Source organism: Melioribacteraceae bacterium, from assembly GCA_035362835.1.
In the GTDB taxonomy this organism is placed as follows: domain Bacteria; phylum Bacteroidota; class Ignavibacteria; order Ignavibacteriales; family Melioribacteraceae; genus DSXH01.
Genome location: DAOSDY010000001.1, coordinates 574,190 through 596,490 on the forward strand (window position 1 = coordinate 574,190; position 22,301 = coordinate 596,490).

General features: G+C 38.3%; 16 protein-coding genes. 13 read left to right on the top strand and 3 right to left on the bottom strand.

Going from position 1 to position 22,301, the window contains the following annotated elements:
- Positions 1 to 9: 9 nt before the first annotated feature.
- The 11 genes from PLZ15_02450 to PLZ15_02500 all read left to right on the top strand — a co-directional run bounded on the left by PLZ15_02450 (position 10) and on the right by PLZ15_02500 (position 11,262).
- Positions 10 to 1,143, top strand: a complete 1,134-nt coding sequence (locus tag PLZ15_02450) for a hypothetical protein (GenBank protein HOI28593.1) — start codon at positions 10 to 12, stop codon at positions 1,141 to 1,143.
- Positions 1,140 to 1,949 (top strand): hypothetical protein, encoded by an 810-nt coding sequence (locus PLZ15_02455; GenBank protein ID HOI28594.1) that lies wholly within the window; start codon positions 1,140 to 1,142, stop codon positions 1,947 to 1,949. The genes PLZ15_02450 and PLZ15_02455 overlap by 4 nt, the downstream gene beginning before the upstream one ends.
- Positions 1,950 to 1,972: 23 nt before the next feature.
- On the top strand, positions 1,973 to 2,698 hold the full coding sequence (locus PLZ15_02460) for a hypothetical protein (GenBank protein ID HOI28595.1): 726 nt from the start codon (positions 1,973 to 1,975) through the stop codon (positions 2,696 to 2,698).
- A complete protein-coding gene (locus tag PLZ15_02465) occupies positions 2,695 to 3,582 on the top strand; it encodes a sulfotransferase (GenBank protein HOI28596.1) in 888 nt (295 codons plus the stop codon). The genes PLZ15_02460 and PLZ15_02465 overlap by 4 nt, the downstream gene beginning before the upstream one ends.
- The gene (locus tag PLZ15_02470; GenBank protein ID HOI28597.1) at positions 3,579 to 4,706 is read left to right on the top strand and encodes a glycosyltransferase family 4 protein; all 1,128 of its coding nucleotides are present in this window, start codon (positions 3,579 to 3,581) and stop codon (positions 4,704 to 4,706) included. Before PLZ15_02465 ends, PLZ15_02470 begins: the two co-directional genes overlap by 4 nt.
- Positions 4,700 to 5,449 (top strand): WecB/TagA/CpsF family glycosyltransferase, encoded by a 750-nt coding sequence (locus PLZ15_02475; GenBank protein HOI28598.1) that lies wholly within the window; start codon positions 4,700 to 4,702, stop codon positions 5,447 to 5,449. Before PLZ15_02470 ends, PLZ15_02475 begins: the two co-directional genes overlap by 7 nt.
- An 18-nt stretch (positions 5,450 to 5,467) precedes the next feature.
- The gene (locus PLZ15_02480; protein HOI28599.1) at positions 5,468 to 6,448 is read left to right on the top strand and encodes an NAD-dependent epimerase/dehydratase family protein; all 981 of its coding nucleotides are present in this window, start codon (positions 5,468 to 5,470) and stop codon (positions 6,446 to 6,448) included.
- A gap of 154 nt (positions 6,449 to 6,602) precedes the next feature.
- Entirely contained in the window at positions 6,603 to 7,997 is a 1,395-nt protein-coding gene (locus PLZ15_02485; protein HOI28600.1) for an exopolysaccharide biosynthesis polyprenyl glycosylphosphotransferase, read from the top strand.
- A gap of 25 nt (positions 7,998 to 8,022) precedes the next feature.
- Positions 8,023 to 8,637: a hypothetical protein gene (locus PLZ15_02490; GenBank protein ID HOI28601.1), complete on the top strand. Its 615-nt coding sequence runs from the start codon at positions 8,023 to 8,025 to the stop codon at positions 8,635 to 8,637.
- A 121-nt stretch (positions 8,638 to 8,758) separates the two neighbouring features.
- Positions 8,759 to 9,625, top strand: coding sequence for a sulfite exporter TauE/SafE family protein (locus PLZ15_02495; protein ID HOI28602.1), 867 nt, complete (start codon positions 8,759 to 8,761; stop codon positions 9,623 to 9,625).
- Positions 9,626 to 9,912: 287 nt separating this feature from the next.
- Positions 9,913 to 11,262 carry a M20/M25/M40 family metallo-hydrolase gene (locus PLZ15_02500; GenBank protein HOI28603.1) on the top strand — a complete coding sequence of 450 codons (1,350 nt, stop codon included), beginning with the start codon at positions 9,913 to 9,915 and terminating at the stop codon, positions 11,260 to 11,262.
- 39 nt (positions 11,263 to 11,301) lie between these two features.
- Here the strand turns inward: PLZ15_02500 and PLZ15_02505 are convergent, their stop codons facing one another.
- The 3 genes from PLZ15_02505 to rpiA all read right to left on the bottom strand — a co-directional run bounded on the left by PLZ15_02505 (position 11,302) and on the right by rpiA (position 19,496).
- A complete protein-coding gene (locus PLZ15_02505) occupies positions 11,302 to 11,847 on the bottom strand; it encodes a transposase (protein HOI28604.1) in 546 nt (181 codons plus the stop codon).
- A gap of 170 nt (positions 11,848 to 12,017) precedes the next feature.
- Positions 12,018 to 18,248 (bottom strand): T9SS type A sorting domain-containing protein, encoded by a 6,231-nt coding sequence (locus PLZ15_02510; protein HOI28605.1) that lies wholly within the window; start codon positions 18,246 to 18,248, stop codon positions 12,018 to 12,020.
- Positions 18,249 to 18,746: 498 nt separating this feature from the next.
- Positions 18,747 to 19,496: a ribose-5-phosphate isomerase RpiA gene (gene rpiA, locus PLZ15_02515; GenBank protein HOI28606.1), complete on the bottom strand. Its 750-nt coding sequence runs from the start codon at positions 19,494 to 19,496 to the stop codon at positions 18,747 to 18,749.
- A gap of 568 nt (positions 19,497 to 20,064) precedes the next feature.
- Between rpiA and miaB the strand changes: the two genes are divergently transcribed.
- Positions 20,065 to 21,384, top strand: coding sequence for a tRNA (N6-isopentenyl adenosine(37)-C2)-methylthiotransferase MiaB (gene miaB / locus PLZ15_02520; protein HOI28607.1), 1,320 nt, complete (start codon positions 20,065 to 20,067; stop codon positions 21,382 to 21,384).
- Positions 21,385 to 21,527: 143 nt separating this feature from the next.
- Positions 21,528 to 22,211, top strand: coding sequence for an SPOR domain-containing protein (locus PLZ15_02525; GenBank protein ID HOI28608.1), 684 nt, complete (start codon positions 21,528 to 21,530; stop codon positions 22,209 to 22,211).
- The last annotated feature ends 90 nt before the right edge of the window (positions 22,212 to 22,301 follow it).

Genomic DNA, 22,301 nt, shown 5'->3' on the forward strand with positions numbered 1-22,301 from the left:
TCATTAAAATTGAAAACAGAACAAATAAGATTTTATTTTTTACTCGGGCTCTATTTGTTGTCAGTTTTGCTGACTGTTTTCATAAATGAAGCGAGGTACATACGTTACCTTATACCTTATATCGGTATCCTTCTGATATATTCCATTAGGGTAGAAAAACTCTTCATTAAGCAATTATTCGCAACCATCTACCTACAACTTATTATTTTTATGATTGCTTTCTCCTTTGTTACACAAATAATTCTCAATGGTTCACTATATCCGAGATTATTCGAAGAAGCATTTTTCATACTTTCGCCTTCAATCTTTGTTTTTGCATTGTTTCACTTTGAAGAGGAGATCAGAAATGATAAAGTTGTTGATATAATATTCATAGTGCTCTCCTGCGCGTATTTAATAGAATATGCGCAGTATTTTACCAGTTTTTCATTTAAGAATATCCTCGGGCAATTGATTTTCGCCAAAAAGGCCGATACCGAAAGTCCTCTGGCTTTTTCTTTCGGCTTGTTCTTTCTTTATTTTATGCATAAGAGAAATTATAAATTTCTCTTGATTGCAGCATTCTTTACAATTTTCAGTTATAAAAGGATTGTACTTGCTGGGGTCATTGTATCTGCTGCGGTCTATTATTTATTAACCAAAGCCGACCTGCTGAAAGCAAAAAAAATCATTGTAAATTTTGCGCTTGGAATAAACCTTCTTGTTCTTATTCTTTTAATCCTTTTTGCGAACGGATATTTTAATCAAATTATTTTTGATCTTACTGGTATACCACCGAATTTATTTACGAAAGGGAGACTGGCCATTTTCGGCAGTATAATTAATAATCCTGAAAATAACGTGATATTTGGCATCGGGCTGGGTAAAACCTCGGCAATTTTAAAAGAATCAATTTTGTTCGATGTTAACCTTATGCATTCCGATCTGTTAAAAATCTATATGGAATTTGGAATTATTGTATATATTCTATTTATCTATGTGTTATATAAAAATCTGACAATTTCCGTAATCTCAATTTCATTAGCAGTGTACATGAATATTCTTTTCTTAACTGATAATGTTTGGATCTATTTCCCTACACAGTTTATTTTTTTATTACTTGCAACATACGAGAGTTTAAACTACAAACTGAATATCAGATGATAAAAAAAATCAAATCCTTTTACTGGGACCTGACACGTTTTGGTTATACCCCGGAGAAATTATTATCAAGGCTGCAGAACGCTGGTAATCCAAAATTATTAATTAATAGTATTCCTAAAGCCGGAACTCATCTTGTTGAGAGAGCAATCTGCCTGATACCTCATTACTATCGGATCCTCCTTCCAACCTTAAACAACAGTAACATTCACAAATATGGCGGCTACAAGAATGTCCTGGAGAAAATAAAGAATAACGAGATTTTAGTTTCACATATTGAATACAATGATGAAGTCGCCCGCTTAATAACAGAAAGCAAAGTATTTAACCTGTTTGTTATTAGAGATCCAAGAGACGTTGTAATATCTAAAGCTCATTATCCGCTAATAGATAAAAAGCACCGGTTCAATAGTCTCTTCAGGGGTAAGGATGAATACAACAGAATTGAACTGGCTATAGTAGGAAGCAAAAAAGACGGATTGTTATCAATTGCCGAAATATTTAATAATTTTTACGGCTGGCTAGCACAGTCCGACTATGTAGTTCGATTTGAGGACATAATCGGTTCAAACGGCGGCGGAAGCTTGGAGAAACAGATTCATACTATCAATTCCTTAACATCAAAGCTTAATGTAAAGACCGACAATTCTTTTGCCGACAAAATCTTTTCTGATTTAAGTCCAACTTTCAGGAACGGGAAACAAAAAACATGGATGTTAAAGTACGACGAACATCTTAAAAAGTTATTTAAGAATCACGCAAATCAGATACTTATTGATTATGGATATGAAAGTGATGCAAATTGGTAAACAATAATATCTCCTAAGAAATTGTGAAAATTTTTAGAGTTGTAATCGATAATATTAAGTTTGTGCTAAGGATTAGCCAGGTTCTATTCCCTGCTTTTTTTTATCTTCTTTATTATTCGAATAAAAATAAATACTCACTCGTAAAAAAAGATACAGAATTACTTATCGACGGATTCCCCAGATCGGCAAATACTTTCGCATATACTTTTATCGAGTTAACTCAGCCCGTCAAAAAGATCGCTCATCATGTACATTTACCGGTTCAATTTTACAGAGGCATAAGATTTAGGACCCCGGCTGTTCTTTTATTAAGAAATCCGGTGGATGCCGCTATATCAATGTCGATTAGAAGACCGACATATTTCCCATACCTTATTTTTCTCTATTATTACTTGTTTCACAAGAAAATCTGGGAAATAATTAATGATACCTTGGTAATTAAATTTGAAGAGGTGATTTCGGATCCAAATTCAATTATCAGGAAATTGAGATCTAAGAACTGTTCAGGACTTAGTGAAGTCGAATTAACCGATAAACTTAAGGAGAGGATTAATAAACGGGTTGATGAGCTCGACATGAAAAACCGGAATGACAGCGAGATAAAAAACAGTACTGTAGCAAGACCAACTGAATACAGAAAGAATATCAGCGCAAAGCTCCGGAGAGAGTTCAATTCAAAAAGGTATAACCGGATAAGTACAAAATGCTTTCACATATATAATTCAATAATAGATTCCATAAAAGAATGATAATAAAGAATCCGGTTATTATAATTGGTGCTGAAAGATCAGGGACTACCCTTCTTTATAGTCTTCTTTCAAATCACAAAGATTTTTACTGGTTTTCGCAACTGGACTCTATTTTCCCGAATTCGCCTTATTTTACATCCTACCTTAGAAGATTTGTTCATTTATTCGGAAAGGGAAAATTCATCAGTAAAAAAGGGACCATCTCAAAATCGAAAGGATTTAACACTCCAACGGAGTGTATCCCATACTGGCGTAATATATTCGGATTCGGTACAGAAGCTAATTATAGAATAGAAGACGATTGTTTTGATCATAATTTTGCAAGTTCTTCACAGGTTGAAGCGATTAATAATGACATTGCCCTCCGGATGAGGATTTTAAAAAAATCGAGACTTCTTTTGAAACAACCCGGTTTTTCACTGAAGACAAAATATTTTAACAGTCTGTTTAGCAAGCCGCTATTTGTGGTAATATACAGGAATTTCAATGATAATTTAATTTCGATGGTCAACGCAAAAAAAGCATCCAAAGAGAAATTCTGGGGGACGAAAATTCCCGGTTGGAGAAATTATCTTAATCATTCGCATATTGAGCAGGGCTTGATACAAATTTCCACTGTATATAGAAGTATAAAAGAGGATCTGGAATTAATTGACCCTGAATCTGAGAGAACTTTATATGTTAAATATGAAGAACTTTTGGAAAACCCGCATGATAAGTTATTTTCTATATTGAAATTCTGTAAAATGGATGAAGACCCGGTATTTAATTACGGTTCAGATTTCTATGAGGGGATTTCTTTAAAAAGGACCGGATACAAAATTGATTTAACAGAGAAACAAATAGAAATTATCAAAGTCACTGAGCGTTTATTCAATAAATGAACACAAAGAAAAAACGGATAATTATTTTTGCCCACATTCCCCCGCCGTATCATGGTGCTTCAATTATGCAGAAGTACCTTGTAGATTGTGAATGGGATTGGTGTTATAAAGAATCGATTGTGCTCAGGTACTCCGACCAGATCCATCAAATCGGCAGTTTTAATCTGAAGAAAGGTTATTTGCTTTTCGTGACACTTTTCAGAATTATAAAAAGCAGGTTCAAATCACGAATCGATATCTGCTACTATCCCCCGGCACTTACCGGCAGGTTGCCATTCTACCGCGATCTAATAAGTATTTTATTAATTAAGATGACTTGCGAGCAGATTGTTTATCATTTTCATGCCGGAGGGGCATTAAGTTTTTATAACAGGATTTCCGGACTCGAAAAATTACTTGCCAGAAGGATATTAGGCAATGTCTCTTTTACTATTGCACTACTTCCTCAATTGGTTGATGAATTAAAATTTTTAAATGCCGCCAATTATGTAACAATACCTAATGGCATTCCTGATAATTTCAATAAATATAAAAAAAGTAATCTAACAGAAAAGAGGGTTAGGATCCTTTATTTAGGAAATCTTCTCAAAGATAAGGGAATCTTTGATCTATTGGAATCGGTTAATATTCTTAAAAATTTTTCCGGGGATTTTGTTGTCCGGTTCGTTGGAAGCTGGGAATCAGAATCTGTAAAGAAATCTTTCTATAGCTTGATTAATAAATATAACATTGAAGCTCTGGTTGAAATTAATCCATCAAGAACAGATGATTCAAAATATCAGGAATATGCTGATGCGGATATTTTCTGTTTCCCGAGTTTCTATGAAGTGGAGAATCAGCCTCTTGTATTACTGGAGGCAATGATGTTCAGTCTACCTATTATAACAACTTCTTGGCGGGCATTACCGGACATCATTTCGGATGGTGAAGATGGGCTTTTAGCCCCGATTAATTCCCCAGATATATTGGCAGAAAAATTATTTTATCTGATAGGAAATAAAGAAGAACGCCGGCGGCTGGGATTAAACGCAAGAAAAAAGTACCTCAATGAATATACAATAGAAAAGCACCTGAATCTGATGGAGAGACTGTTCAGGAGTATCGCGGGAGAAAAAAAGTGGTAAACGTACTCGATATTAAAATGTTTGATAAAAACCTGAATCATGCAATAGAAATTATAAATGAGGAATTGAAAAAGGATCGACTGAACCGTTTGATTTCTGCAACAGGAGCTCATGGAATTGTACATTCAAACAAAGATTCTGAATTCAAATCGATACTCAATCAATTTTTTCTGAATCTGCCAGACGGTATGCCGGTTGTATGGGTGGGTAAGTTAAAAGGCCATAAAAGAATGGAAAGATGTTGCGGTACGGATTTCTTTGACGAAATGATCAAATCAACCGTAAATAGTGGTATAAATCACTATTTTTGTGGTGGGAAAACTGGAATACCGGAAAAGCTAAAAGAAGTCTGGATTGCAAAATACGGAAATGTGAATATTGTCGGCACTTATTCCCCTCCCTTTTATGAAATGAGCGAGGAAGAGATATTAGAGCTGGCCGGGGATATAAATTTAAAGAGAACAGATATTCTATGGATCGGAATAAGCACACCAAAACAGGAAAAATTCGCTTACCGCTTATCCAGATATACTGATGTCCATTTCATTTGTACTGTCGGCGCAGCATTTGATTTCCACGTAGGTCATGTAAAGCAAGCACCCAGATGGATTCAGAATATCGGCATGGAATGGATGTTCCGGTTAATTTTAGAACCGAAAAGATTATGGAAAAGATACGCGCGTATTGTTCCAATGTTTATTATCTATAACATTTTAGAATTTTTAAAGGGCAATTTCAAATAAGAATCCGGAGAAATTTTAATGAATAAGAAATCCGCTTTGGTACTTGGAGCCGGCGGCTTCATCGGGGGTCACCTAGCAAATAAATTGAAAAGAAACGGTTATTGGGTAAGAGGTGTCGACTTAAAGCATAATGAATTTCAGAGAATGGAGGCTGATGAGTTTATTATTGGTGATTTAAGAAATCCTGATCTGGTTAAAAGTATACTGGACAGGAGCTTTGACGAAGTATATCAGCTTGCAGCTGATATGGGCGGAGCCGGATATATTTTTACAGGTGATAACGATGCAAACGTTATGCACAATTCCGCTATTATCAATTTGAATGTAATAAACGAGGCGGTTTTTTCGGGTTCAAAAAAAGTATTTTACTCTTCATCAGCTTGTATTTATCCTCTTTACAATCAATTAGATCCTGAGAATCCGAAACTTTCAGAAGAATCCGCTTACCCGGCTGCGCCCGACAGCGAATACGGATGGGAGAAGTTGTTCAGCGAGAGATTATATTTCTCATTTCAGAGAAACTACGGCATCAACGTAAAGGTAGCCCGGTTTCATAACATTTTTGGCCCCTACGGGAGCTGGAATAACGGGAAGGAGAAAGCCCCGGCGGCTATCTGCAGAAAAGTCGCTGAAGCAGATGAAAATGGAGAGATCGAAATATGGGGAGACGGAAACCAGACCCGTTCATTTCTCTACATTGATGAGTGTCTTCAATCCGTTGAAAGGTTTATGGCTAATAATGATTTCAGCGGACCTGTAAATATCGGTTCTGAGGAGATGGTAACTATAAACCAACTTGCGGAAATGACAATGGAAATTGCCGGTAAAAAATTGCGGATTAAACATATTCCCGGTCCAACCGGAGTCCGCGGACGGAATTCAGATAATAAACTTATTAAGGAGAAACTTGGATGGGCTCCATCTGAAAGGTTATTCGACGGATTAAAGAAAACCTATCCATGGATAAAATCTGAGGTCGAAAAGTTACGAAATCAATGATTTTTGCGCATATTCGGCAGATGATATATATGGCCTGATTAGAGCAAAACACTTTAGAAAAGAGAAAAGTCCCCTCTTCGGGATGATAGATCAAGCATATTTATTCATATTAGTTTTTCATATCTTTACTTCCGTCGTTTATCAAATATTCTAAATGAATCTATTAAGAAAGTCCCTTTTAACATTTCGAATACTAGCCGATTCGTTAATAATAGTTCTGGCATTTTATTTAACAAATTTTCTTTTTACCGGATTTTTTTTCAATTGGGGACTCCGGAATTCAATACTAATAATTTCAATTCTCATAATAACCTGGATGTTTTCTTCTATAGCTACTTTTCTTTATGATGAATTCCGTTACCGGAATTACCTTTACGAAACTTACAGCATCTTCAAAAATGTGGTTATACAGGGGATAAGTTTAATAGTTCTCCTGTATTTCATCCCGAATCAATATCCAAAAGAAATCGTTTTTATCTTCCCTGTTATTTTATTCCCCGCTTTAATTGTTGAGAAGCAACTGCTAAGAATTATTTTTTACTTTCTGCGTAAAAAAGGAATCAACCTAAGAAATATTTTATTCGTCGGTGTTAATGATTTTTCCGTAAATCTATATTCACAAATGGTACGTTACAGCAATTTCGGTTACAATCCGATCGGATTTATCGGGAATAAAAAAAGAAACAATATTGATATTCCCGTAATCGGTAACATAGATAATCTTGAGTCAGTTCTTAATAGAAATAAAATTGACGATGTTGTTCTTTCACTTCCCACCATTACTCCCGAAGAAGTTAAATCAGTAACGGCATTATGTGAGAAACATATTTCAAAAGTTTTAATACTACATGAAAACTTTGATATACTGCTCGCTAACTACGAATCACGAATTATCGATTATCCTATTCTTTCAATTAGAAGAGACGATATAAATCATCTTCACTGGAGGTTTTTCAAAAGAATTCTGGATTTAGTATTTACGATACTCCTTTTTATTTTTATTTTTTCATGGCTGTTCCCGCTTGTCGCTATTCTGATAAAATATGAGTCGAAGGGAGATTTATTCTTTAAACAAATCCGTACCGGAAAGAACAACAAGCCTTTCCGCATTTACAAATTTAGAACCATGTATTCGGACAGCACCGATTTCGATGATCAGGGAAATTTTAAGCAGGCAAGAAAGAATGATTCCAGAATAACGAAAATCGGCACGTGGCTTAGAAAAACAAGTATCGATGAACTTCCACAGTTTATTAATATTCTAAAAGGCGAAATGAGCCTGGTAGGACCACGCCCCCATGCTGTTTCACATAACGAACTGTACATCGATAAAATTCAGAATTTCAATCTCAGGCACACAATCAAACCGGGATTAACTGGTTGGGCGCAAATAAAAGGTTACCGCGGCCCTACCCCAACTATCGATTTAATGCAGAAGAGAGTTGAGCACGATATATGGTACATCAACAACTGGTCTTTTTCTCTTGATATACAAATAATTATTCTTTCAATATGGCTCATGCTGAAAGGTGACAAAAACGCATACTGATTTGCTAATATTATTATCGGCACGGATGAAAAAATTTTTTCGAATAATTAATTCGCAACTGTGTTGCATTGCTGCGGTTATTCTTCTTTTTTCTACTACTTCCATTTATCCGCAGGATCTTACAAACAACCTCAGTAAGAATAATCTGTTTTATGCCCCGTCGCTGAATCTGATTCGAATCAATGAGATGAGCGGACTTCTGTTGGTGAATGAAACCGGTCTGAATATATCCAAAACGCTATCTGTCGGTGTTGCGTTTAATTATCTGTTAACTCCTATTGAAACAAATCTGATAAAAACTCAGGATTCAGATCTGGTAAGGAGAAAATTTCACTTAATCAGCTCCGGTATAAGAGCCGGATATAAGTTCTATAAAACAGGGAACATCTCCATTTCTTCGTCGTTCTTTATGGGCCCCGCTCTAATTTTTTTTAATGATGATGGGTATAAATGGAAAGAGAATCTTGAAACTCTCTTGATACTGAATCCTCAATTCAGTGCCGCATTTAAAATAGGAGAAATGATTTCGATAAATACAACGCTCGGATATATGATTAATATAAAGTCGAACCTCCGTTTTATAGATCAAAGCGATTTAAATACAATAAGCATAGGATTTGGACTTATAATTGGTGATTAATGAAATAACAGCAATGTTTTCTATAGATTTGTACATAGTGAAGTAAATGATTATTTAGTTTTATTGCAGCTGCAGGATAAAATATCGTTCATAATAATAAATTCTGATAAAGGGATATATTTTGGAAAAGCACATCACATTCAAGCGAATAGCAATGTTGATAATTACCTTAAAAGTATTATTGATTTTATATTTTGTAATTAACATACCGATTCACGCCGGGAAAAGCTGGGACTTTAATATCGATCTGAATTTTTTGTTTTTTATAATTGTTGGATTTGCTGCCCAAATTATAGACGGTACACTCGGAATGGCTTACGGAGTCAGCTGTACTACTCTTCTTCTCTATATGGGAGTTCCACCAGCTGTTGCTTCTGCAGGAGTTCACACAGCCGAAGTATTCACAACCGGTGTATCAGGATTGTCCCATTTATATATGAAAAATGTAGATAAAAAATTATTTGCAAGACTCGTATTGCCCGGAGTTATAGCAGCAATGACAGGTGCATACCTGATTTCCGAGATATTAGACGGTAATTTTGTGAAACCTTACATTGCCGGATACCTTCTAATTATGGGCTTGCTGATTGTAATCAAGAGTTTTAAACCGATTAGATTCAACGACAGTATAAAATATGTCCCATTTCTTGGATCATTCGGCGGACTAATGGATGCTATTGGCGGCGGCGGTTGGGGTCCGATTGTTACCTCTAATCTGGTTAATCAGGGAAAAGCACCTAAAGAGACCATCGGAACGGTTAATACGGCTGAATTTTTCGTGGCTTTTTTCAGCACCGGAATATTTCTGATCTTTGTTGGTGTTGAAAGCTGGAAGATTGTATTGGGATTAATTATTGGCGGTGTAATAGCAGCACCCCTGGGAGCCTTTTTTGCTACTAGAATAAAACCTAAGTTACTAATGTTATCGGTCGGAATTTTAATAATAATTACTTCTTTATTTACTATTTCTAAATCGATCGGTATCTAAATATTCGTCTCAATACATTATAACATAGACATAACGATCAATCCAGAGAATTTTACTTACTAAAACATATCAAATAGATAGAATATCACTTCTTTTATTACCGGAAAAGCACCTTTTTTAATAACTGATTTAAGGTTGCGTAAAATTTTCTTTTCTGACTGCTATAGAATATTTTGCGGAGTAATTTGCAAACCTATAGGTGGAATATGCGAACTCTTTTAATCGTTTTTTTCATTGGCTATATAAACATATTTTCTCAAGAGATAAACAATCTAAACAGAATAGAATTGCTAAAAACAGTTGAGTATTTATCCTCATCAGAATTAGCCGGACGGCTGCCGGGTCATGAAGGATATGACAAAGCCGTAAAATATATTACTGAACAGTTCTCAAAAATCAATCTGAAGCCGGGCGGAGATGACAGGTATCTTCAAAAGCTGAAAGTTGAATACAACAATATTATATCCGAAGAGCCGTTCACCATTATTAAGAACAAAATTGAAACCGAATATCAATTAGGAAAGGATTACGTATACAGGGGATTTACAGGGTCCGGTAATTTAACCGGTCAAACTGTGTTCTGCGGGTACGGGTTATCCCAGCCGGAACTGGGTTATGATGATTATAAAGGTATCGACGTAAAAGGGAAAGTAGTGGTAACATTCAAATACAATCCCGCATGGAATATTAACGGTAAAGGATTTACGAATGGGAATCCGAGGGAAAAAGCTATTGCAGCCGCCAGACATGGTGCAGTTGGAATTCTTTTTGTCTCCTTTCCGAACGATACTAATCCTCAGAAACCGATCGGAAGTGTTATCCATGGCGAAGGAGAACAGATGACTGATTTCCCGGAACTCCATATCGATCTGCCTGTTGCCGATCAATTGTTCGAAGGATCCGGATACACACTGAAAGAACTGCAGACAAAAATCGATCAGACAAAAACTCCCCTCTCAACTCCTCTTATGCACCGGGTAAGAATTAAAGTTGAAACTGAATATGAAAAAGAGAAAGAGACAGTAAACATAGTTGGATTGCTTGAAGGATCAGATCCTGTTCTAAAAAACGAGTGGCTTATAGTAGGTGCCCATCTTGATCACGTAGGTCAGCAGGCGGGTAAAATCTATTTTCCCGGAGCTAACGATAACGGATCAGGTTCAGCAGCTGTGCTTCAAATTGCCAGAGCATTCGCAATGAATGATATAAAGCCAAAGCGATCTGTTGCATTCGTCCTTTTTGCAAGCGAAGAGCAAGGACTCAACGGCGCGCAGTATTTTGCAGATAATGTACCTGATAAAATGAGTAAGGTTATAGGAATGTTTAATCTTGACTGCATCGGATACGGCGACAGCATTCAGGTTGGCGGAGGACATAGCGCACAGGAGTTCTGGAATGCTGCTAAGGAAATCGACAAGAATAATTCGGGACTAATGGTAGAGAGAACCTGGCAAGGTGGCGGAGCCGATGCCGAGCCGTTTTACAGGAAAGGAATTCCTACGCTATACTTTGTTACAACCAACAGCTACGGTCATCTTCATATGCTGAGCGATGAACCTGAGACACTCAATCCGGAATTGTTCGAGGCTATAACGAAGTTAGCATACTTAACGGTTGAAAAAGTTTGCAACCGCTGAAAAACCTTGAAAATTGGCGGTTAATAGCGAAGAAAATCTTCATGGTTGTGATACTGCCTTTCTTATATTGTGAATCATCGCGATAACATTCTCAAGCGTTCCATAAATTTGGGTCAGACCGCTTTTGCACGTAATTGAATTTTCGACATTGTTAATTATCTCATACGCCGATGAATAAACATATTCATTAGTATGTTTTGACAAACCGGCCATGACCGGATTTGCAAGTATGTACTCTACGATCCGCTTAATTTCGGATATATAATTTACGTATTTCGCCTTTGCCGGTCCTTCAAAAACTACACCGGTTCTTTGATACTTTTTATTAATGAATTTAGTATGACCATTTATCAAATCACCGACAAACTTCCCAACTTTAAGGTTCTCATCAGTCTGTTTAATTAAAAGATGAAAGTGATTTGGCATCAGGCAAAAAGCCATAATTTCAATTTTATATTTAACGCTGAATTTTCCAAGACGGTTGAGGAAATAATTATAATCATCTTTATCGAAGAATATTTTTGATTTCAGAGTTCCGCGGTTATAAACATGATGATAAGTATTGGCGTGATAGAACCGATCCAAGTATTCCCCCGCATACTTCGCACAAATTAAGGAAATCTGACCTTGAAGGTCAAGCGCGTTATTTGAATTGCTGACCTTCAAGGTCAGGGTGCGGGATTTGGTTTAAAACAAAAAACCCCGGCATAACCGGGGTTTTCTGTTTGCTGAAAGCTTTTCAGCTTTAAGCCTGATTACTTCATGAGTAACATCTTCTTTACTTGTACGAAGTTATCAGCTTCGATTCTGTAGATATACATACCACTGGTCATTCTTGAAGCGTCGAAGTTAATGGTATGGAATCCTGCAGGCATTACCTTGTTAACCAATGTAGCAACTTCTTCACCGAGGATATTGAATATTCTCAATGTAACATTGGATTCTTTCGGTAATCCGAATTTAATGTTAGTTGTCGGGTTGAATGGGTTCGGATAATTCTGTGAGAGTGAGAACTCTGTTGGAATTTCAGCAACTTCTTCAACATCGGTTAAACCAACATTTACGTCAAAGCTGTAAGCAAAGAAATCATTGTTAGCTGCATCAGAAGCAATGATTGTTACAACTGCATCGCCAATTGCAACCGGAGTAATTTTAAGTGTTGAACCGGTAATAGCTGTTGTAAGAATTGTACCGTTGGATGACTGAGCTGTAAATGTTAACGATCCTACGTTTCCTTCGAATACGTTAGCAAGGTTGTAGCTCTTTTCACCCTGTGACAATACCAACCACTGTTTCGGAATAGCAGTCTTAATGCTCATGTTAGATTTCAGACCTAATGTAAATACAGCACCGCCAAGTCTCAGACCTGCGTTAGCATTTTTCTGAATGATGCTTGGTACGCCGTCATTTACTTCGTTATCATACGGAACACCGATAGTTCCCTGGAATAACCACTGGTTGGTTAAGTCAGTTACTAATCCGTGTCTTCTGATAATTCTAACATTATTAATATCATCGAAATCTGTAAATCCTCTAGCAGTTAATTCTAAGTCGAACAATGTTGAAGGTCCAATGCTGGACGGAGCAGAAGCGATTGTCCAGTAGAATGCAGGATATCTTGCAACATCGATACCTGTAGCAACACCATCTACGATCGGTAATGCAACAGCGCCGCCAGGATTTGAGTTAACGTGGTTAACTGTGAAAGTGGAGTTTGGCATTGTCGGTAAACCGAACGAAGGATTGAATGTCAATGCAACCGGTCTGTAAAGTGTAGTTGTACCAACCGGGAATTCGAATCTTGATTCAGAGGATGCGCCTAAGCCAGGTCCGCCAGCGTTGAAGGAGACTTTAGCAACGTGTCCAACTACGTGGGAGATGTTTGTGCCTGTAACGCCTACTCTTGTGAATCCTTGTCCGCCACCCCAGTTAGGCTGGTTCATTGTGAATACGAGAGGATCCGGAACAATGAAAAGACCATTTACAAATGTAGTTAAAGCACCACCGTTTCTAACCTGAGCGATGTTGCCACCGGCTAAGGTTACTGTGTTGGTGTTGTTTGTTTTGTTGAATGTTAATGATCCAACTGTTGTACCAGCTGCAGGAACAGTTAATGTAGCGTTAGTAGCACCAGTCCATACGATGTTGCTTGTAGCATTTAATGATCCGGTTGCGGAAACGGTTACGTTACCCTGAGTTGTAATTGTACCGTTGGTATAAGCGCCATTGATTACTGTGTTACCTGTAATTACAAGATTACCGGCATAGTTTGCAACTGTAGCATCGCCACTGATAGTACTTGTCGGGAATCCGGCAGGTAATACGTTGTTAGCAGCACCGTCAAGATCATGATCCATTCTTCCGAAAGTTCCGGCTAAGGTCATGGTTGGAGCAGTGATGTTTGTGTTGTAAACAGTTGCATTTGCTGTACTTGTAACAGGACCATTGGAAGCTAATGTAGCATAGGTATAAATATCTGTTACTTCGTTTAAGCTGGAGAGAACACCTTTTGTAAGTGTTGCACTAGCAGTATTGGAAACAGTTAATGTCAATCCGTTAAGGTTGAAGATGATTGTATTAACGCCAGCCGCGCCGGTATTTAATACAAAGTCGCCAACTGTACGGTTAGCATGTAACTGCAATCCGCCTGTTGTACCGTTAGCAGCGGTTGTGAATACGTTCAGCAATGATACGAAACCAGCTGCATCGGAGAATTCGCGTGTAGTAGTTGCTCTGAAAGCTGTGTTGATATACTCCAATGTTACCGGACCGCCTAACAACCTGGTAGTAGCACCACCAGCTGCACTGTTGATAAGGTTACCATTATTAACTCTAACCATTGAGTTAGCAGCCATTGTGATTGTGCGGATAGTACCGAGAACATTTTCGAAATCGTAGTTACCGGCATTCAGATAGAGAATTGTGTTGACTGTAACGTTCTTGGAAGCGTCAACATCAATACCGGCACCGTTATCCACGTAAAGACCAGTAACTGTAGCAGGCATTTCGTTAGCAGGAACTATAAGAGCAGCAGCCTGATAATGTAAGTTAATGTCAGTTCCTAATGTACCGAATGTAGGAACATGGCTTAAGATACCGCCATTATTTTGTCTAACAATCCAGGCACCGTCACCCATGATCAGTTTTGCATTTGCGCCGGTAGCTAAGTCACCGGTATTTGCAAGAACCAATCTCTTGGAAACTGTGAATGCGTTGTTATTTGGAGCTGCAGCTATTGTAATATTTCCAGTACCGTTAACTCGAACGTTAGGAAGAATCATACCGGCAGCGGTGGTCTGGAATGTTTTAGCTGTTGCGCCGTCAAATACAAATTCGCCGTTCTGAGCATTGGTAGCTGTAATTGAATTTGTTGTTGTAGCATTAACTGTACCAGCAGTGAAAATAAATACAGTTGTGTTGCCGAGAGCGTCGTCCATAATAACGTCAACAAGGTTCTGCTCAATTGTACCGCTTGTTAATCTTACGATACCCTGAACAGTAATTGTTGGTGTACCAACAACGCCGTCGTTATCAAATAATGTAACAGTATTGGTAGTACTGTTGAAGGTTAAGCTTGGAACAGTGATGCTTCCGCTTAAACTAACAGTAACCGGACCTGTTAAGATCATTTCTGATGCAACCGGGCCAGTGTATAAACCAGTTGTATTCCATTCAGTACCAGCATTTGTAAAGTCGAAACCTGCCAATGCTAAAGTACCTGTATTTGAGTTTGTGAAGATCTGGTTAACACCGGAATTGGAAATTAATGTAGCTGTGATACCGCCGGTATTAGCAGGATCGATGATTATTCTTGCTAATCTTGCACCGTTAGTATTAAGGCCGCCGGTTGCTCTGTACTGTAAGTAACCTTTTGTTGTAGCATCTGTTGCCAGGAATGAAGTTGTTCCGGCAGCTGTGAAATTATTTGCGGAATTCCACCAGATGTTGAAATCGTTGAAATCGAATGTTAAGCTTGCACCGGCAATATTGAATGAAGTATTTCCAAATGCCGGAACTTCAACATCCGTTGTTAAATCAACTGAACCGCCATTCTGAGCATAGTTGTACATGTCGCCAGGTGACGGAACTGCATCTGCCTGAAGACCTAAGGTAACTGTACCACTGTTAACTACTAAACCAAGGTTTGTAGGAGTATTTTTACCAATCTGCTTCAATCCGTTGATTACAACGTTACCGGTTGAAGAAACATCAAGGTTTTCAATTAATGCCTGGTCAAGAGCGTTTGTTCCGCCAACAATAGTATGGTCGCCTGTACCGGCTAAACCGAACCAGTTACCAGCATTGTTCTCGGAAACTGTACCGTAAATTGTATGAGTTGAGGTTGTTGTTGTTGTTGCAATAAGATTTGCACCAAATGGTCTTAAGTCAGCATTTCTTGCAACTTCAACATTACCAAGAATTGTTCTTGCATTGTTAACACGTACAGGGAAACCGCCAGTTGAAAGAACTGTTAAGTTTCTAACAAGGTTGTCGTCCCAAACATTGTTTGCAACGTTTTCAGCAACAGCTAGTGTTCCAAAGAATGTTAAATCGTAAATAACATTATTAGCATTGAAATCGCCTGTTCCTGCCCATGCGAATACCTGACCGTCAGGATTTCCATCAACATCGGAGTCATTCAAGTTTCTCCAGATGGAAGGTGGAGCAGCGTCGATCGGGTTGAACTGGCAAGCATTAGGAATAAATACGCCGCCTCTGAAGAGAGTTAATCTGCCTGTCCATGAAACAACTGTACCGGCAGCAACTGTAATTCTATCGATCGGTTCAGCTAATCTGACTTCGATATTGGAATATTTTCCGGTACCGCCGATTGTGTGAACATTATTATCAATTGCAGCGCCTGTCGGGTTATTTGTACCTTCGAATATAACACTACCAAGGCCTGACGAAAAGATCTGTCCGCCATTAGTAATTGTTGTTGGCGTTCCGTTACCAACCATACGGATATTGAGGTCACCTAACTGAATAGATGTATTTGCGTTAACTGTACAGCTGTTAACTATTTCAACAGAACCGTTCTGAAGAGTAAGACCTGTACCAACGCCGGATACTGTGAAATCGAATACTTTAAAGTTAGGACCGCCGGCGCAAATCTGACCCTGTCCGCCTGAGCTGAACTGGAGATTACCGGTTGTATTTGTGAAGTTACCTGATGTACGGTTGAAGTTTCCTTTTACATCAAAAGTATGAGCACCGCCAAATACAAACGCGCCAACTGCCTGAGTATAATTTCCTTGTAATACAACGTTTCCACCGGTAGTAAATGTACCGTTAGAAATATTTACGTTCTGGTTGATCTGTAATGAACCAGGTGTTGTAAACACCGCACCGGCTCCGGTAATATAAACAGAACCGGAAATAGTAGCGGGAGTACCTGTCATTGTAAGATCGCCACCAGCTGAAAGAGTAACATTACCAACGATGCTTGTTGCCGGGAAACCACCGGTAACATTGCCAGCGCCTGCAACTTCAACGCTCGGGAATGCGCCTGCGCCTGCAACAACTGCTACGCCAGCTGCATGTGAGAATTTGAACAAACCGATGTTTATTCCGTTGCTTGTAATACCGCCAACGTTGTTAACTGCACTTGTTGCCTGACCGCCATAGGTAATATCAAGATTAAATGTATTTAATTTAACTTTTGAACCTGCAGCGCCATTTTCCAAAGTATTATCAGGAGTAACGTTTGCAGATGTTTTGAAAGTTAAATTGCCGGTTAAGTTAACAGAACCGCCGGTATTGTTTTTCAACATACCATATACGTCAGATCCGCCAATGTTAACTGTTCCGGTTGAAGTATTTCTTAAAACTACAAAAGCATAATAATTAACGCCGCCAGTTGTATAAACACCAAATGTCATGTTGGTAATCGACAATGTACCGGTATTTGTATTCTGAATAAGGTTGGTTTCGTTGTTAGCAACACCATCGCTGAACAGACCAGCTTCATCAAGATCCGAAGCGGTTGTTCCGCCGTGATTGATTGCCAAACCACCCGGGAATGCTAATGTACCGGTATTTGTATTCTGAATATATGTGCCCCAAACTTCGTTACGTGAACTAAAAGTAACAGCACCATTAAATGTCATTCCGCCTGTATTGGTATTCTGAATTAAGCTTGGTGCAGCAGCAGCGCCGGCTATAGAAACTGTTCCGTTAAATACAGCAGAAGCTGCATTCGTATTCTGGATAATACCGCCAGTTGTTGCTGTTAAATTCTGTGCAACTGTTAAAGTACCGGTAGCTTTATTAATTGTTAAAGTGCTACCAGCTAAAGTTGTCTGTAATTCACCGCCTGTTGTTTGAGCTGCGGTACCATTATAAACCATTGTACGGTTGGCAGCACTATAAGTAAAAGTACCAACAACTGCACCTGCGGTTCTTGTCATGGTTAATACTGTTCCACCAACGTTAAAGCTAGCCAGACCGCTTACATCAAGTGTACCGGAAGTTAAGGTAATAGCATTGGTAGCTGTATTAGAGAAAGCACCATTGTTAATGCTAACACTCTGGACACCGGCATCAGCTGCCTGGAATGCAATGGTTTTTCCTGCGCCAGGATTAACAATAAAAGCACCGGCTACAGGACCGTTAAAGTAAACAATATTAGAAGCGTTATAGGTCTGAATGATGAAGGTCATCGATTTTGCACCGGTAAAGCTGATACCATTGGCATCGTTACCGCCGGCAACACCGTTTCCATCAAATACAGCTGACTGGTCGAAATAATATTCGCCAGCTTTTACATAAACAGTAGCACCATCCGGGAAAGCTGCATATGCGCCTTCGAAGGTTCTCTTAGGACCTGTACCCGGAGGGTTGTTTGTTGCGTTAAGACCTGTGTAGCTGTCATCACCGTCCGTCGAATTCAAATAACGAACAGTCTGACCATAGGAAAGAGAACTTAACACTAACGTTACTAATAACGTCAACGTGCCAAGTTTCAACAGGTTTTTCAAATTCATTTTTTTACTCCTAATTAGTTATTGAATAAAAACAACTTTGTTACACACACACTTTCAAACTCTTTAGTCCTTAAGTTGGTAAGAGTTCTGTCATGCTCATGTACCTCCTTTTTTAAAAGGTTAAGTTGGGAATTGTTTTTTAATTGAATTAAATAAAAAGTTAAATACATATTTTATATAGCTTTAGCCCAATTGATATATAAGTTTACTTTAAAATAAACAAAAGAATATGATTTTGTCAATCATTTCTTTAATATCAATGTTTGCAAAAAAACCAAAATTCGCAATATTTCTTTCGTATTGTTCTACCAACTGTTGCGAAAAATAATTAAACCGAGATTCCTTGTCAACATATTTTAAAAGAATTTAAAGAAAAATCGCGGTTTGTGAGCTTCGCAAAAACATCAATAAACAAAGAACAATTTATAATAATCTTGCTCTTGCTCATGTTCCTGATCATGATCAAGAGCAGGATCATGATCAAGAGCAGAATCAAGATCACGAATTAAATATTTTAAGACCGTCTTTGGTACCGCAATAAACAACTGACGCGGTGTTCAGAAATAATCCGTGTTCAACGATACCGGCTCGGGCATTAAGTAATGAATCAAGTTTAACCGGATTATCTATTTCACTAAAATCAGCATCAAGTATAAGATTGCCTTCATCGGTAATAAACTCGTTTCCGTCTTCATCATTTCTTAAAGATACTTTTGCGCCTAATGATTCAAGAAATCTTCTTTCCGACTCAACAGCGAATGGTATTACTTCAACCGGAAGAGATGATTTCTTACACAATCGATCGGACAGCTTGGTTTCATCAATAATAATAACATTACGTTTACTATTCTGCGCGACAATCTTTTCTCTAAGAAGCGCACCTCCTCCACCTTTAATAAGATTGATTACGGCAGATCCTTCTCCCGAAAAACCTGGATCAGAATTCCCTACGGTCACTTCATCGGCGCCGTCAATTGTTAAATCGACCGGGAACTGATCAAGCGAATTGCCGGTTGCCAACTGATTCAAACCAATCAACGGGAGTCCATATTCTTTAGCTGATTTTTCAGTCTTAATGGAAGTAGCGACACATTTTACATCTTTAAGTTCATTGCTTTTAATTTTACCTGCAATTACTTCTAAAGCATACTTAAAAGTAGAACCCGTTCCTAAGCCCAATATCATACCCGATTTAACCTCTTCAACGGATTTCTGTGCGGCGAGCTTTTTTAGTTCGTTTGTCGACATGCCGCAACATATGAAATTATCGTGCCACGTATAAAAGTGTGGTTATCAGCTTATTTTTCAGCTTTTTTAGATAATTATTAGTGTCGAAGGTGAATTTTTTTCGTACTGTTGAAAATATTTCGCAGGGGGTGGGGGATGATAGGACACGAATGAACACTGATCAGGTGAATTTAAACTAATATAACAACCGGGTAAATTCCTATTAATGCTCTTACTCTTGATCACAAGCATGATCATGATCAAGAGCAGGAACAAGAGCAAGAGCATGAAATATAAGATTGGTTTTCGGGTAGAGACGGGCTGCCTTGTTAATCAGTTTTAATCTTAATAACTTTTCACCCCAATTTAGATCTGTTATGATCGAGTTTGATACTAAGAAGTATTCTACGAACAAAAGACGAAGGATTGCAATAATCTATTTCATATTATTTCTGATAATTATTAACGTCATCCTCCATTTTGTGAGTAAACTGTAATAAATAATCATGCTCTTACTCATGATCGTGTTCATGATCAAGAGCATGAGCAAGATCAGGATCAAGAGCAAGATTATATAGAAAGACTGAAAATGAAAAACAGAATATATATTGAGACTTACGGCTGTCAGATGAATCTGGCGGATACGGAGCTTGTACAAGGTATCTTAAATAACAACGGATATACTATCAGCAAGGATGCCGATAACGCTGATGTAATCCTACTTAATACTTGCAGCGTAAGAGATAACGCCGAACAGAAAATATATCACCGTCTGGATCATCTTAAAAAATTCAAGAAGGAAAGGTCGGGAGCGGTTATTGGTATTTTAGGATGCATGGCAGAACGTTTAAGAAGGAATCTGATAGAAGAGAAAAAAATTGTAGATCTGGTTGTTGGTCCCGATGAATACAGACGCCTGCCGGAATTACTTGACGTAGCATTCGGCGGAGAAAAAGGAATCGGGGTTAAACTATCGCGTACGGAGACATACGATGATATAACTCCATACCGTGAAGACGGTTTAAGCGCCTGGATTTCGGCAATGAGGGGATGCGACAAGTTCTGTACATTCTGCGTAGTCCCTTTTACACGCGGAAGAGAAAGGAGCCGGTCGTTGCTATCTATAATAGAAGAGATTGAAAAGCTTTCTAGTAGAGGATTCAGGGAGGTTACTCTTCTAGGTCAGAATGTAAATTCCTATAATGATAACGGAAAAGATTTCGCGGATCTTCTTGCATCGGCAGCGGAGGTCGACCGCTCAATAAGAATAAGGTTTACTACTTCGCATCCGCAGGATCTCTCAGATAAACTTTTGCATACTATTGCCGGTCATTCAAACATCTGCAATTATATTCACCTTCCAGTTCAGTCGGGTTCGAACAGAATTCTATCGCTAATGAACAGGACATACACAGTAGAGCATTACCTGGAATTGATTGACAAAGCAAGAAAAATCATCCCAGGTGTAAGTTTCTCAACCGATATTATTTCAGGATTTCCGACGGAGACAATTGAAGACCATCTCTTAACTCTCGATGTAATGCAGAAAGTCCGTTACGACGGCGCATACATGTTCAAATATTCTCCGCGAGAAGGGACCAAAGCATATCAGATGAATGATGACGTGCCCGAGGAGACAAAGTCGAAACGGCTGAATGAAATTATTGAGATCCAGCAGAGAATATCGAACGAGATAAATCAGTCGCTCATCGGTACAGAGGAGATTATACTTATTGAAGGCGAGAGTAAAAAATCCGAACTATTTTATGCAGGAAGAACCGACACGAATAAAGTAGTTGTATTCCGGAAAAACGAAAATGTAAAAGAGGGTGATTACGCTCTGATAAAAATCAACAGGGCAACTTCGGCAACTTTGTTCGGCGATTTTATAAGTAGAACTAATTTATAGTACTTGCTTGTTTTGATTATACTCTTGATCATGCTCATGATCCTGATCATGAACAAGAGCACGATCATGAGCAAGAGAAGAGCAAGATCATGATCAAGATTTTAATGAAGACAGGTTCATTAAATTACTGAAGGGGAAATAATGTGAGGTTACCCTATTATTTAGTATTTCTTTTATTCAGTGTTTCCGTTTTGGCACAGGAAGCGGATATTACTTCTGCTCTCCGTCAGATTGAATCGGGCAATATTAAAGGTGCTGAAGCTTCATTAAAGGAAATAAAAAGATCCAGTCCCGGTGATCCTTCGGTAATTTTTCTTGATGCAGTACTGACCGTAAACGGAGAAGAAGCGCTCAAGAAGTATTCATCGGTTTACGAAAAATTTCCAAAAAGCAAATATGCCGATGCTTCCCTTTACAGAATCTTTTCATATTACTATTCTCTCGGCTATTATAAAAAAGCCGAATCCTACCTAAGCAAATTAAAATCCGATTACCCTGATTCCCCGTATTTAAAATCGGCCGATAGAAACATACCCGATTCCGAGGAAGTAATTGAAATCACAAAAACTGAAGAATCCCTTCCTGTAAAATACAATTACACGATTCAAGCCGGCGCCTTTCTTAACGTTGATAATGCGAAGAGATTGGAAGAGCAGATTAAATCGGACGGATATCCGGCAGAAATTACTACCAAGGAAATCGGCGGAAGTATTCTGAATGTTGTTACTGTCGGAAAATTAGCTAAAGAAGAAGAAGCTCTTCCCCTTCTTGAGTACCTGTCGAAGAAATATAATCTAACCGGCAGGGTAATCAGTTCAACAGAATAACAAGCAGGGCACGAATAAACGCGGATCGGGCGAATTTGCACGGATTTAAATATTCGGAATGGTTGGTTTATTTCGAGTTGAAGAGTGTTC

What these genes read in the sequence shown, in the direction of transcription:
- PLZ15_02485 (HOI28600.1), top strand. Translation starts at nt 6,603, where the DNA reads ATGAATCTATTAAGAAAGTCCCTTTTAACATTTCGAATACTAGCCGAT.
- PLZ15_02490 (HOI28601.1), top strand. Translation starts at nt 8,023, where the DNA reads ATGAAAAAATTTTTTCGAATAATTAATTCGCAACTGTGTTGCATTGCT.
- rpiA (HOI28606.1), bottom strand. Translation starts at nt 19,496, where the DNA reads ATGTCGACAAACGAACTAAAAAAGCTCGCCGCACAGAAATCCGTTGAA.
- miaB (HOI28607.1), top strand. Translation starts at nt 20,065, where the DNA reads ATGAAAAACAGAATATATATTGAGACTTACGGCTGTCAGATGAATCTG.
- PLZ15_02455 (HOI28594.1), top strand. Translation starts at nt 1,140, where the DNA reads ATGATAAAAAAAATCAAATCCTTTTACTGGGACCTGACACGTTTTGGT.
- PLZ15_02465 (HOI28596.1), top strand. Translation starts at nt 2,695, where the DNA reads ATGATAATAAAGAATCCGGTTATTATAATTGGTGCTGAAAGATCAGGG.
- PLZ15_02480 (HOI28599.1), top strand. Translation starts at nt 5,468, where the DNA reads ATGAATAAGAAATCCGCTTTGGTACTTGGAGCCGGCGGCTTCATCGGG.
- PLZ15_02470 (HOI28597.1), top strand. Translation starts at nt 3,579, where the DNA reads ATGAACACAAAGAAAAAACGGATAATTATTTTTGCCCACATTCCCCCG.
- PLZ15_02510 (HOI28605.1), bottom strand. Translation starts at nt 18,248, where the DNA reads ATGAATTTGAAAAACCTGTTGAAACTTGGCACGTTGACGTTATTAGTA.